Source organism: Pelosinus sp. UFO1 (assembly GCF_000725345.1).
In the GTDB taxonomy this organism is placed as follows: Bacteria; Bacillota; Negativicutes; order DSM-13327; family DSM-13327; genus Pelosinus.
Genome location: NZ_CP008852.1, coordinates 610,001 through 623,532, shown reverse-complemented (window position 1 = coordinate 623,532; position 13,532 = coordinate 610,001). Strand labels below are relative to the sequence as shown.

At 41.4% G+C, this 13,532-nt stretch carries 9 protein-coding genes and 3 rRNA genes (1 of these 12 cut by a window edge); 2 read left to right on the top strand and 10 right to left on the bottom strand.

Annotated elements, in window-relative coordinates:
- Positions 1-5: 5 nt before the first annotated feature.
- Positions 6-1,196: an FprA family A-type flavoprotein gene (locus UFO1_RS02630; RefSeq protein WP_038667622.1), complete on the bottom strand. Its 1,191-nt coding sequence runs from the start codon at positions 1,194-1,196 to the stop codon at positions 6-8.
- A 38-nt stretch (positions 1,197-1,234) separates the two neighbouring features.
- Positions 1,235-2,182 (bottom strand): nitronate monooxygenase, encoded by a 948-nt coding sequence (locus tag UFO1_RS02625; protein ID WP_038667619.1) that lies wholly within the window; start codon positions 2,180-2,182, stop codon positions 1,235-1,237.
- A 238-nt stretch (positions 2,183-2,420) separates the two neighbouring features.
- Here UFO1_RS02625 and speD point away from each other — a divergent pair, with 238 nt between their 5' ends.
- Positions 2,421-2,879, top strand: a complete 459-nt coding sequence (gene speD / locus UFO1_RS02620) for an adenosylmethionine decarboxylase (protein WP_038667617.1) — start codon at positions 2,421-2,423, stop codon at positions 2,877-2,879.
- 151 nt (positions 2,880-3,030) lie between these two features.
- Here the strand turns inward: speD and UFO1_RS02615 are convergent, their stop codons facing one another.
- From UFO1_RS02615 to UFO1_RS02595, 5 genes are all read right to left on the bottom strand, one after another.
- A complete protein-coding gene (locus tag UFO1_RS02615; RefSeq protein ID WP_038667614.1) occupies positions 3,031-3,297 on the bottom strand; it encodes an HPr family phosphocarrier protein in 267 nt (88 codons plus the stop codon).
- 180 nt (positions 3,298-3,477) lie between these two features.
- A complete protein-coding gene (dhaM, locus tag UFO1_RS02610) occupies positions 3,478-3,870 on the bottom strand; it encodes a dihydroxyacetone kinase phosphoryl donor subunit DhaM (protein WP_038667610.1) in 393 nt (130 codons plus the stop codon).
- A gap of 15 nt (positions 3,871-3,885) precedes the next feature.
- A complete protein-coding gene (dhaL, locus tag UFO1_RS02605; protein WP_038667607.1) occupies positions 3,886-4,518 on the bottom strand; it encodes a dihydroxyacetone kinase subunit DhaL in 633 nt (210 codons plus the stop codon).
- Positions 4,519-4,534: 16 nt separating this feature from the next.
- Positions 4,535-5,530, bottom strand: coding sequence for a dihydroxyacetone kinase subunit DhaK (gene dhaK, locus UFO1_RS02600; protein ID WP_038667604.1), 996 nt, complete (start codon positions 5,528-5,530; stop codon positions 4,535-4,537).
- 414 nt (positions 5,531-5,944) lie between these two features.
- Positions 5,945-7,987: a sigma 54-interacting transcriptional regulator gene (locus tag UFO1_RS02595; RefSeq protein ID WP_038667602.1), complete on the bottom strand. Its 2,043-nt coding sequence runs from the start codon at positions 7,985-7,987 to the stop codon at positions 5,945-5,947.
- A 138-nt stretch (positions 7,988-8,125) separates the two neighbouring features.
- Between UFO1_RS02595 and UFO1_RS02590 the strand changes: the two genes are divergently transcribed.
- Positions 8,126-8,617: a rubrerythrin family protein gene (locus tag UFO1_RS02590; protein ID WP_038667599.1), complete on the top strand. Its 492-nt coding sequence runs from the start codon at positions 8,126-8,128 to the stop codon at positions 8,615-8,617.
- A gap of 468 nt (positions 8,618-9,085) precedes the next feature.
- Here the strand turns inward: UFO1_RS02590 and rrf are convergent.
- The 3 genes from rrf to UFO1_RS02575 form a co-directional block, all read right to left on the bottom strand.
- Positions 9,086-9,202: ribosomal RNA gene (gene rrf / locus UFO1_RS02585) — 5S ribosomal RNA — on the bottom strand.
- 91 nt (positions 9,203-9,293) lie between these two features.
- Positions 9,294-12,225 (bottom strand): 23S ribosomal RNA (locus tag UFO1_RS02580).
- A gap of 308 nt (positions 12,226-12,533) precedes the next feature.
- Positions 12,534-13,532, bottom strand: a 16S ribosomal RNA gene (locus UFO1_RS02575) (it continues 560 nt past the right edge of the window).
- The 16S, 23S and 5S rRNA genes sit together here, the layout of an rRNA operon.

The following is a 13,532-nucleotide window of genomic DNA, read 5'->3' as shown; positions in this document are numbered from 1 at the left end:
TCCATTTATTTTTTATTCGCTTGTACTTTTTTCGCAAATTCTAGCCCAAAATTAAAACATTGTTCCTTCTCATCTTTACTCGTTACCCATTTTAGCGCTAATTCAGAAGATTCAACTTTTATTCCGGCAGCCTCCAAAGAATTCTCAAGGATCTTTTGCGCACCGCCAGCCCAACCATGGGCACTAAAGGCAGCCCCAAGTTTATTAACAGGTTTCAAGCCTTGTATATACGATAGGAACCCACCCATTGTTGCTAATACTGTATTATGTTGGGTTGATGATCCAAGAATAACCCCACCAGCTTCTAAGATGTCATTCATAATATCACTCATCGCTGATGTTTTTAGTCTATGTAACTTTGCTTTTGCCCCTGAAGCCGCAACACCTTCTAAGATACGGCGAGCCATATCTTCTGTTGCTCCCCACATAGTATCATAAACAATTACTACTGTATCATCATGATATCCAGTACCCCATTGCTCATATTTTTTCAAAATATCGGTAATATGGGAACGCCATATTACGCCGTGGCTAGGAGCAATCATTTTAATTGGCACAGTTTCTGCCTTTTTTAACGCGCCGCCAACCAGTCTCGTATAAGGAAGTAAAATATTAGCATAATATTTAGCTGCTTCTTGCATAATATCATGGATTTCATTTTCATCATCAAATGGATTTGACGTACAAATATGCTGTCCAAAGGCATCATTAGAAAACAAAATTTCTTCACCAGTGAGATAACTAGCCATAGAATCTGGCCAATGCAGCATAGGCAGAGTTATAAATTTTAGTTGATTACGACCTAAATCTAATGCGTCGCCTTCTTTTACTACTTGGAAATCATAATCTTTTTGATAATGCTTTATGATGGATTCTTTACCTTGCGCTGTCAAAACCACTTTGGCCTGTGGTGCCTTTTCCATAACCATCGGTAATGCACTTGCATGGTCAGGTTCTGTATGATTGCACACAATATAATCAATTTTGGTAAGGTCAACAATTTGACTGACGCGCTCTAGTAATTCTGCTCCAAAAGGTGCTTTTACTGTATCGATTAGACAAATTTTTTCATCCACAATTAAATAGGAATTATAAGTAATACCTCTGGGTGTAGCATAACCATGAAAATCTCTCATGGTCCAGTCAACTGCCCCCACAGAGTATACACCTTTTGCAATTTGAACATTATTCATCATAGTAAATTTCCTCCTAAGTCTCCCAACTTCATTTTTGTTTATAGTAAATTAGGTGCTTTTCTTATAGCCCCTAACACCAAACTAGCTTCTTCAATAATATGCTCAATAATATCCTTCACTGGTTCTATTTTAGTCAATGGGAGTAAGCTTTGACCAGCTTGTACCATTCCATTCTCCACATCCCCATCAATGGCGGCTAGACGATTTGTACCTGTTGCCAAACGAGCGAGTTCTTCTTCCGATGTATGTTGACGTTCTAATTCCAAGAAACGATCTGTAAATTTATTTTTAACACCACGAACAGCATGTCCGTGAAGCGCTCCTGTGACTACGCTGTCGTTATCAGTTGCAGCAATTAGTTTATGTTTTACATTGGAATGAACAGCACATTCTTCTGCTACTAAGAAACGAGTGCCCATTTGTATTCCTGATGCTCCCATTGCCAAGGCAGCTACTAATCCACGTCCATCAGCAAATCCACCCGCTGCAATAACTGGAATATCAACCGCTGGAATTACTTGCGTCATTAAAGCCATAGTCGTCAATACTCCAATATGACCTCCCGCTTCCATTCCCTCTACTACAATCGCATCAGCACCTTTTTCCTGCACCCGTTTTGCTAATTTAACATTAGGTACTACTGGAATTTTTTTAATACCTGCTTCATCTAGCTGTGAGAAAAAAGGAATTGGATTTCCTGCCCCAAGGGTAACGAAGGCTACTTTTTCCTTGCAAATTACATCCATAATTTCTTCTTTATCTGATGCCATAAGTTGTACATTGACACCAAATGGTTTCGTCGTAAGGGATTTTGCTAAACGAATTTGTTCACCAACCCATTGGGCATTGCGACCGCCTGCTGCAATAATACCAGCACCACCAGCTTCTGATACAGCTGCTGCTAGCTTTCCGTCAGATACCCATGCCATGCCGCCTTGGATGATAGGATATTTTATATTTAGCATCGTTGTTAGTTTTGTACTCATCTTTGATCTTCCTTTCTTGAAATATATTATCTTTGGGAAAATTCACGATTTAATTACATTTTCCTGCAAAAACTCTTCTCTTATTTTCATAAAACGAATATCCAGTATTTTCTGTATTTTTACATAAAATTATACTTTACAATTGTCGTTAATCAATTTATAATGAAATGCTATATAATACATATAATATACGACGTAGATATAGGCTTTAATCATTACTTATAAAGGGGAATTTAGTATGATAATGGGGATAATTGGCAGACACCTAACGATTGATATGTATGGATGTAACTTTGAAAGTCTTACTAATATTGAATTTATAAAAAAGGCAATGACAGCAGCCATTGCTGAATCCAATATGACACTACTCAATTTCACTTATCATAAATTTGAATCACAAGGATTAACAGTGTTAGCACTATTAGCAGAAGGTCATATGAGCGTACATAGTTACCCAGAAAAAGGATATGCTGCCATCGATGTCTTTACTTGTAGCGATAACAGTCAACTTAACCAAGCATCTAATGCATTGAAACGTTTTTTAAAACCTGAAAAGACGAAAATTACCAATATTAAACGAGGTGATTTCGGTTCTATCAGTGATATGAAACCAAAAATTAAAGTTAGCGTTACTCCTATACGCCGCGTGCGAGATACAGGAGTAAAAGTTTTTAAATTTTTATCTCGTTCTAAATAGATTAATAAAAAAACCGTTATCACAGGCTTAAACCCTGTAATAACGGTTTTTTTACGGAATCAGAAAGTATAACACTTTCTTGATTCCAAGTAAGAACGACTAAGGCTTCTGCCTGCGTCCGAGGACTTGGCACAAGCCAAGTCTTTTCTTATTAATTTTCACCAAAATTACTAGCAATAAGCTCTTCTAAGGCTTTAATGCATTCTTTCTCGTCTTCGCCTTCAACAGTAATATTAATTTGAGCATTTTGTTTTATACCCATTCCCATTACGGCTAGAATACTCTTACCATCCGCTGTCTTATTATTCCCTGTAATTCTAACTTTACTTTTAAAACTTGCCGACTTTTGTACAAATTGAGCTGCTGGCCTAGCATGTAGCCCACTATTATTTGTAATCGTTATTTGTTTTTCAATCATATGTATCCCTCACTAAAAATTATTATTGAAAATCTAGTAGCTGGCTCCTACATAAATAGTTGAACCACAAAGGCACAAAGGACATGATACCCTCCTTTGTGTGCCACCAGAGGTGGCAGCGTCTTTGTGGTTCATTACGCTTATTAATTATGGCACTTAGCTAACAAAACAGGGATTTTTTCAGCACTTATTTAACGTACGTGCACCTTCCGCAGTTGCTATTACAGCAGACAGTGAGCTGCCTAGAGAGGCTTCCACAACAGCACTAATGGCTCCTTCCAATATAGGGGCATCTGCAATCTCTACTTTAGCACGTAGTTCATCATCCAGAAAATCAAAAGCAGTTTCCGTACTGAGCACTGCACTACCAAGGTCGACTAGGACTGCAACACCATCACCCGTATTGGCCAAAACAATGGCTTCACTCACCTTGAATGCATCTGTACCTATACTACCATCATCCATTCCACCAGCAGCAATGATCTGCTGGTTAGGGTTAGCCATTTGTAATGCCATTTCTCTTATACCTTCTGCAACCTTTTGGCTATGTGAAACAATAACGACTCCTACCATATCCCTACAGACCTCCTAATTATTACCGCGAAGAAACTCCAATAAAGTACGCAACATAATATAAGATGATGTGGCCCCAGCATCTTGATGTCCAATACTACGTTCGCCAAGATAGCTGGCCCGACCTTTGGTTGCTGCAATCGTTTTAGTAAATTCGACACCCTCCTGAGCAGCATTACATGCCAACTCTAAACATTCGATTACAGTTTTATTTTCTTTTGCACCTTCTATAAATGCATCATAGGCAGGTTCTAAAGCATCTAACATGGTTTTCTCTCCACGAATCGCTTTTCCCCGTTCCTTAATCCCTGTAATAGCTGCTGCTAGCATCAAACCAACAGTATCAGTGTCAAGCTGGGTTTTACCTTGGCTTGGGCCAGCAGCCCGTAAAAAAGCTGTACCATATAATGGGCCAGAAGCACCTCCAACACTGGAAATTAACGTCATACCAATGGTTTTCATAATCTTACCGATATCGGTTTCCGCTTCTAATGCCTGCATCTTGGCCTGTACTGCCTCAAAGCCTCTTGCCATGTTAATGCCATGATCTCCATCACCAATTGCAGCATCTAAATCTGTTAACATTTGTTTATCACGGATAATCGCTTTTCCGATCGTATTAATAGCTTCAAATATATATCCACCCATAGAAACAAAGCCCCCTTTAAAACTGTACCAACGCCGGTGTATCCGCAGCAGCGAATAATAATTCTTTTAACTCACCATCAAGCTTCAATATGCTAACTGAAAAACCAGCCATTTCTAAAGAAGTCATGTAATTACCTACGTAAGTCTTGGCAATTTTAATCCCTTTATCTCCTAGTATAGCTGCAACTTTACGATTTATTACATATAACTCCATTAATGGTGTAGCTCCCAACCCATTAATTAGTACCGCTACTTCTTCGCCAGTGCCTAATGGCATATCAGCCAAAATTTTATCTACTAAATGATCTGTAATTTCATCAGCTGACCTTAATGCCTCACGGTGTGTACCTGGTTCACCGTGAATCCCCATACCAATTTCAATTTCATTATCTTCCAGTATAAAACTAGGTTTGCCAGCTGCTGGTACTGTACACGGAGCAAGTGCCATCCCCATAGATCTTACATTACTGATTACTTTCTCTGCAACCCGTTTTACCTCCGCCAAATCTGCACCAGCTTCGGCTTTAGCGCCTGTAATTTTATGTACTAATACTGTACCAGCAATCCCTCGGCGTCCAATCGTCCATGTACTATTTTCCACTGCTACATCATCATTAACAATTACTTTGTCAACAACAATCCCATCAGCTTCTGCCATCTCAATTGCCATTTCAAAATTCATGACGTCACCGCTATAATTTTTTATAATTAAAAGTACTCCCTTGCCATTATCTACTGCTTTTACTGCTTCGTACACCTGGTCTGGTGTAGGTGAAGTAAATACAGCACCAGCAACAGCACCATCTAACATTCCTTTACCAACAAAACCAGCATGAGAAGGTTCATGACCACTACCACCACCGCTAACTAAGGCAACTTTACTTTCTGGTGCATTGGCTCTTACCAATACATCAAAGCCTTCTATTCTTTTTACATACTGTGGGTGTGCCAACACTATTCCTTGTAACATTTCCTCTACTACCTGTTCTGGTACATTAATAACTTTTTTCATTTTGTTTACTCCCCTTCGTTATTTTATATCCCATTTGTGGCAGATTCCGATTTACATAAGGAAATAGAATTACATCCGAAGTAACATTATCCCTTACTTATAGTAATACAAGCAATAATCGTGCCAAAAGAAAAATTTGGCATTAAAATTTACTCTAACAATGAAGTTTTTAATCAAATAGTAACATAAATTTGCTATAGGATCTGCTCTTCTTATGTACGATAACATGGTATAAGCCTTAACCTTCAGTCTTTTTCACTAGCTACAAATTTCTCCAACAAAAGAAAAGAACTTGGCAAATCCAAGTTCTTTTCTTTTAATAAATTAATGTAGCTTACTTTAAGAAAGTAATATTGGTAAAAAGTATCAAGCAACTCTATTTTGTTGATACTTTTTACCAATTACATCCTTAAATTACCAAGATACTGTTTTTTCAATTCCATATTTTTTTGCTTTCGCTGCTATCGTTTTATGGGTCAACCCCAATGCCTTACCAGCACTATTAAAACTCCCGTACTTTCCCAAGGCCAGTCTTATTATCAATTTTTCATACTCATTCCAAGTTAAAACAATATCATCCGTAATAAAGTTATTCTGTTCTTTTTTTTCTAACAAGAGTTCTTCTTTTAGATAACTAGGCAAATGTTTTGCTGAGATTGAACTTCCTTCTGTTAAGGTCACCATTCTCTCGATCATATTTTCTAACTCCCGAACGTTCCCTGGCCATTTATATTGCATAAGTACTGCTAAAGCATCACTCTTAATACTTTTAGGAGGTTTTGCTAATTCGCGACTTATCTTATCTAGAAAATACTCAACTAACATGGGAATATCTTCTTTCCGTTCCCTTAGTGGTGGCAATAAGAGGGGAATAACATTTAGGCGATAATATAAATCTTCCCGGAACTCACCACTTATCAACATCTTTTCTAAATCCCGATTAGTAGCGGCGATAATCCGCACATTTACTTTAATTGTAACTTCCCCACCTACCCGCTCAAATTCTTTTTTCTGTAATACACGCAATAACTTTACTTGCATACTTTTTTCCATTTCACCTATTTCGTCTAAAAAAATTGTGCCCTTGTTCGCTAATTCAAATCTCCCCAGCTTTCTACGAATAGCTCCTGTAAAAGCACCCTTTTCATGTCCGAAAAGTTCACTTTCCAATAAATTAGTTGGAATAGCGCCACAATTAACCCGAATAAAGGGACCATTCGCTCTAACACTAGCGTAATGGATTCCTTCTGCTACTAATTCCTTACCCGTACCGCTTTCACCACGAATTAATACATTAGAAGATCCTTCCGCGGCTTTGGTTGCCATAGCTAAAGCATCTAATACTTTACCACTGCGTCCAATAAAATGTTCAAATGCACGATTTGGCTTTTTCGTGCGCCATAACTCTTGCTCTAAATACTCAGCTTTTGCAGAAATATGATTTAATTTCTCCATGAAACTATGAACTTCTGTAATATCTTTTACGACGGATACAACTCCTGTTAATTCCCCATCAACAATTATAGGATTAACATTGGCAACTACAGTCACTCCATTAGATTTTTGGCTAATATTACTCAAAATCTGCTTTCCAGACGAAAGAACTGTAGATCGAGCTCCTTGAGGAGAAATTTCTTTTGTATTTTGACCGACTAATTCTTCATACTGCTGATTAACAATTCGTAAATATGCCGGATTTACATATGTAATACATCCGTCTTTATTAACAACACAAATACCATCTTGTACTGATTCTAAAATTAATTGTAACCGCTCTTTTAACTCTTTGATTTCTTGTAATTCCCATGTGACCTTTTCTAGCGCGGAAATATCTTCAAAAATAGCAACCGCTCCTTTGATCTGCCCATCAATTATAACCGGAGTACGATTCGTAATTGTACTAGAATTGCCAATAAGTTGCTTACAAGCCAGTTCAGGGATTCCTGATCTATTAACAAGATGTAGTCTCGAATTAGGAATTACGTCATATACTTTTTTGCCGATAACGGCGCTGGCGGGAATTCCTAAAATCCCTTCTGCAGCTGGATTAAATATAGTCACTAAGTCATTTTCATCACTTACCATTAATCCATTCGCCATACTATTAAAAATCTGTTCTGCCGTAAAAGAATTATCTTGAAGTAACTTATCAACTTTACTAATCGTCTCAGCATTGTCCAAATGAAAATCACTTTCTAAGAATGCTACCATCTGCTCCACTACTAATTCAGCATAATTCCCGCTACCTATAACCCATACTTCATCTCCCGCCTTTATTCTTAGAGAACAAAATAGCATCAAACTATTTGCTAGTATTTTTTCTCGATCTTTATAGCGAAAGAATATTGAAGTTTGATATTTCATATTAAACTCATGAGCTTTTTGTACTATCATAGCAGCAACCCTTGTATGTATTCCTTTTTGGTGTTGAATAACTGCTTTTTTTTCATAATACAATGTATCACCCTCTTTTATACAACGGTAAGTAAAAAAGACTCTATCAATAAGATTATGGAAAAATATTACTTGACATTTCTTCATTAATGGATAATAATAGTTAATAGATAATAAATACGTTTTGGAGGTAATTTAAAAATGAAAACTGAAAAAAACTTAGCTGACGGTTTTGCTGGTGAATCACAAGCCAATATTAAGTACTTAGCTTTTGCTAAAAAAGCGGAAGCAGAAGGGTATACACAAGCTGCTAAGCTTTTTCGTGCAGCTGCAGAAGCTGAAATGATTCATGCTCATTCTCATTTGAATGCCTTAGGTAAAGTAAAAACAACAGCCGATAATCTTCAAGCAGCCATTGCTGGCGAAACCTACGAGTTTAGTGAAATGTACCCACAATTCCTTGCAGATGCAAAGACAGAAGAAAATACTACTGCGGCAATACGCTCTTTTACACTTGCTAACGAAGCCGAAAAAGTACATGCTAAATTATACCAAAAAGCACTTACTAGCTTAGATACTAAAGAAAACTTTGACTATTATCTCTGTACTATCTGCGGTCATATTCACGAAGGTAGTGCACCAGATGCATGTCCTATCTGTGGAGCAAAAGCGCAAGCTTATAAAAAATTCTAATACATATATTTTTTATTATAACCGAAAGGCCACTTCTTGGAAGTGGTCTTTTTCTTTTATAGAAATTTTCTAATCAAATTTCTATAAATCCTTAAAAGCACTATTATGTAGATATCCACATATCACCTATATATTGTTAGTATCTTTTAAATTCGTTGCACAATATCCCTATCCCTCTTACAGTATAGATATAATCTATCCTATTTTAGACTTACTGCTACCATTATTTATTAATAACGCACAAGATTATCCCCAGTCTGTTTATAACCTGACTCCGACATCTCTAGCACTTCGAATCTATCTGCACTTTTATTTTCAGATTAAGCGCTAGGTTTATGTTATTATAAGGGGAGGTTAAATGCTAATGGCGAAGCGTTAATAATATGAAGCTGGCGCGACCAACAATACCAACACAATATTCATTTGCCAATAAAAAAAGCACTCACAAAAGTGAGTGCTTTTCCATATAACCAGCAACTACCTATCCTCCCAGGCCGTTTCCAACCAAGTACTTTCGGCGTATAAGGGCTTAACTACTGTGTTCGGTATGGGAACAGGTGGAACCCCTTAGCTATCGCCACTGGATTTTAGAAGTACATATTTTCATATGTTCCTTCAAAACTTCACAGAAGAAAGACTACATGTTAGTCGTTAGTAGCTGCGCTACTAACTAAATTAAGTCAAGCCCTCGTCCTATTAGTACCAGTCAGCTGAATCCATTGCTGGACTTACACACCTGGCCTATCAACCTTGTCATCTACAAGGGGACTTACTAGCTTACGCTATGAGAGACCTCATCTTAAGGCTGGTTTCACGCTTAGATGCTTTCAGCGTTTATCCTTTCCGAACGTAGCTACCCAGCTGTACCCCTGGCGGGATAACTGGTACACCATTGGTTCGTCCACTCCGGTCCTCTCGTACTAGGAGCAGTTCCCTTCAAGTCTCTTGCGCCCGCGATGGATAGGGACCGAACTGTCTCACGACGTTCTGAACCCAGCTCACGTACCACTTTAATGGGCGAACAGCCCAACCCTTGGGACCTACTACAGCCCCAGGATGTGATGAGCCGACATCGAGGTGCCAAACCTCCCCGTCGATATGGACTCTTGGGAGAGATTAGCCTGTTATCCCCAGGGTAGCTTTTATCCGTTGAGCGATGGCCCTTCCACGCGGTACCACCGGATCACTAAGTCCGACTTTCGTCCCTGCTCGACCTGTACGTCTCGCAGTCAAGCTCCCTTCTGCCTTTGCACTCTTCGCGCGATTTCTGGCCGCGCTGAGGGAACCTTTGAGCGCCTCCGTTACATTTTCGGAGGCGACCGCCCCAGTCAAACTGCCCACCTGACACTGTCCTTAATGTCGTTACTATTAAAGTTAGAATTCCAGTAAATAAAGGGTGGTATCCCAACAATGACTCCATACATACTAGCGTACATATCTCGCAGTCTCCCACCTATCCTGTACATCATTTACCAAAATTCAATGTCAGGCTACAGTAAAGCTCCATGGGGTCTTTCTGTCCAGTCGCGGGTAACCTGCATCTTCACAGGTATTTCAATTTCACCGGGTCCCTCGTTGAGACAGTGCCCAAGTCGTTACACCTTTCGTGCGGGTCGGAACTTACCCGACAAGGAATTTCGCTACCTTAGGACCGTTATAGTTACGGCCGCCGTTTACTGGGGCTTCAGTTCACACCTTCGAATTGCTTCTAAGCACTCCCCTTAACCTTCCAGCACCGGGCAGGTGTCAGCACCTATACGTCAGCTTTCGCTTTAGCAGGCACCTGTGTTTGTGGTAAACAGTCGCTTGGGCCTCTTTTCTGCGACCCTCTTTAGCTCATACCGCAAGGGTAATCACCTAAAAGGGCTCCCCTTCTCCCGAAGTTACGGGGACATTTTGCCGAGTTCCTTAACGAGGGTTTTCCCGCGCACCTTAGGATTCTCTCCCCGCCTACCTGTGTCGGTTTGCGGTACGGGCACCCACAGCCTCGCTAGAAGCTTTTCTTGACAGTGTGGGATCAGTAAGTTCATCGCTATCACTAGCAACTCCCCGTCACTCCTCAGGCTATACGTTTAGCGGATTTGCCTACTAAACACCCTACAAGCTTAGACGCATTTCTTCCATTCATGCGATTACTTACCCTTCTGTGTCACTCCATCACTCAAACGGATGTGGGTGGTACTGGAATGTTTGCCAGTTGTCCATCGCCTACGCATTTACGCCTCGGCTTAGGCCCCGACTTACCCTGAGACGACGAGCGTTGCTCAGGAAACCTTAGGCTTTCGGTGGACAAGATTCTCACTTGTCTTTTCGCTACTCATACCGGCATTCTCACTTCTATATACTCCACAGCTCCTTACGGTACTGCTTCAAAGCGTATAGAACGCTCCCCTACCACTTGTACCAAAGGTACAAATCCATAGCTTCGGTTCCGTACTTTAGCCCCGGACATCTTCGGCGCAAAACCTCTCGACCAGTGAGCTATTACGCACTCTTTAAATGGTGGCTGCTTCTAAGCCAACATCCTGGTTGTTTCTGAAGTTCCACATCCTTTGCCACTTAGTACGGCATTTGGGACCTTAGCTGATGGTCTGGGCTGTTTCCCTCTTGACTACGGGTCTTATCACTCGCAGTCTGACTCCCAAGGTCCGAGTACAGCCATTCGCAGTTTGACAGAGTTCGGTAACCTATAAGGCCCCTAGCCCAATCAGAGCTCTACCGTCTGTACTTATTTCTTGAGGCTAGCCCTAAAGCTATTTCGGGGAGAACCAGCTATCTCCGCGTTCGATTGGCATTTCACCCCTATCCACAACTCATCTCAAAACTTTTCAACGTTCACGAGTTCGGTCCTCCACGCAATTTTACCTGCGCTTCAACCTGGCCATGGATAGATCACTGCGGTTTCGGGTCTACAACAACTAACTATTCGCCCTATTAAGACTCGCTTTCGCTGCGGCTCCACATCTTCTGCTTAACCTCGCTAGTTACTGTAACTCGCCGGTTCATTCTTCAATAGGCACGCTGTTGACCACATAAGGGTCTTCAACTGCTTGTAGACATACGGTTTCAGGTTCTTTTTCACTCCCCTCCCGGGGTGCTTTTCACCTTTCCCTCACGGTACTATACGCTATCGGTCGCCAAGGAGTATTTTGCCTTGGAGGGTGGTCCCCCCTGCTTCCCACAAGGTTTCACGTGTCTCGTGGTACTCTGGAACTCAGCCATCTTGCTCTGCTTTTCGTCTACGGGACTGTTACCCCCTATGGTCTACCTTTCCAGGTAGTTCGACTAAGCCTGACTCGAATTATGCCGGTCCTCAACCCCGAATCAGTAAACTGACTCGGTTTGGGCTCTTCCCCGTTCGCTCGCCGCTACTTAGGGAATCTCACTTGATTACTTTTCCTCTGGGTACTTAGATGTTTCAGTTCCCCAGGTGCCCTCCTCATACTCTCAGGTATGGGTAACAGTGCATTACCACTGTTGGGTTTCCCCATTCGGAAATCTAGGGATCAAAACCTGCTTGCGATTCCCCCTAGCTTATCGGAGCTTACCCCGTCCTTCATCGGCTCTTGGCGCCAAGGCATCCACCGTATGCCCTTATTAGCTTGACTTATTGTCTTGCTAATCGACTGCTCATAAATGAGCAATCATTAGTGGTGTACAATCCTAGAAGGATCATACGTTTTTAAAAAATCCTAACATGCTCGGTAATCACCCTAATATTGCTATTAGAATTATTACTTTGCTTTCTTCTGTGCAGTTTTCAAAGAACATATAAGGTACTACATTTCTTATCACTACAATTTCTTGTAGCAACAAGGACGTATTCCCTCAAAACTAAGCAATGTAAGTAGATGAACGACCAGATGTGTCGACCTTGGATTAGAACCATATATTTCAATGATTCAAATCTCCATAGAAAGGAGGTGATCCAGCCGCACCTTCCGATACGGCTACCTTGTTACGACTTCACCCCAATCACTGATCTCACCTTCGACGGCTGGTTCCATTGCTGGTTACCTCACCGGCTTCGGGTGCTCTCAACTTTCGTGGTGTGACGGGCGGTGTGTACAAGGCCCGGGAACGTATTCACCGCAGCATGCTGATCTGCGATTACTAGCGATTCCGACTTCATGCAGGCGAGTTGCAGCCTGCAATCCGAACTGAGAGCTTGTTTTTGGGTTTGGCTTCACCTCGCGGCTTCGCTACCCTCTATTAAAGCCCATTGTAGTACGTGTGTAGCCCAAGACATAAGGGGCATGATGACTTGACGTCATCCCCACCTTCCTCCGTGTTATCCACGGCAGTCTCCCATGAGTTCCCGCCATTACGCGCTGGCAACATAGGATAAGGGTTGCGCTCGTTGCGGGACTTAACCCAACATCTCACGACACGAGCTGACGACAGCCATGCACCACCTGTCTATCTGTCTCCCGAAGGAGAACTTCCTATCTCTAGGATCATCAGACGATGTCAAGCCTTGGTAAGGTTCTTCGCGTTGCGTCGAATTAAACCACATACTCCACCGCTTGTGCGGGCCCCCGTCAATTCCTTTGAGTTTCAACCTTGCGGCCGTACTCCCCAGGCGGGGTACTTATTGCGTTAACTCCGGCACTGGAGGGGTCGATACCCCCAACACCTAGTACCCATCGTTTACGGCCAGGATTACCGGGGTATCTAATCCCGTTCACTACCCTGGCTTTCGCGCCTCAGTGTCAGACACAGTCCAGAAAGTCGCCTTCGCCACTGGTGTTCCTCCTAATATCTACGCATTTCACCGCTACACTAGGAATTCCACTTTCCTCTCCTGCACTCAAGAATAACAGTATCCAAATGCTTCACGGGGTTGAGCCCCGAACTTTAACATCAGACTTATTATCCCACCTGCGCGCGCTTTACGCCCAATAATTCCGGACAA

Bases quoted from the DNA above. Each gene is read 5' to 3' on its own strand.
- UFO1_RS02630 (WP_038667622.1), bottom strand. From the start codon at position 1,196: ATGATGAATAATGTTCAAATTGCAAAAGGTGTATACTCTGTGGGGGCA.
- UFO1_RS02625 (WP_038667619.1), bottom strand. From the start codon at position 2,182: ATGAGTACAAAACTAACAACGATGCTAAATATAAAATATCCTATCATC.
- speD (WP_038667617.1), top strand. From the start codon at position 2,421: ATGATAATGGGGATAATTGGCAGACACCTAACGATTGATATGTATGGA.
- UFO1_RS02615 (WP_038667614.1), bottom strand. From the start codon at position 3,297: ATGATTGAAAAACAAATAACGATTACAAATAATAGTGGGCTACATGCT.
- dhaM (WP_038667610.1), bottom strand. From the start codon at position 3,870: ATGGTAGGAGTCGTTATTGTTTCACATAGCCAAAAGGTTGCAGAAGGT.
- dhaL (WP_038667607.1), bottom strand. From the start codon at position 4,518: ATGGGTGGATATATATTTGAAGCTATTAATACGATCGGAAAAGCGATT.
- dhaK (WP_038667604.1), bottom strand. From the start codon at position 5,530: ATGAAAAAAGTTATTAATGTACCAGAACAGGTAGTAGAGGAAATGTTA.
- UFO1_RS02590 (WP_038667599.1), top strand. From the start codon at position 8,126: ATGAAAACTGAAAAAAACTTAGCTGACGGTTTTGCTGGTGAATCACAA.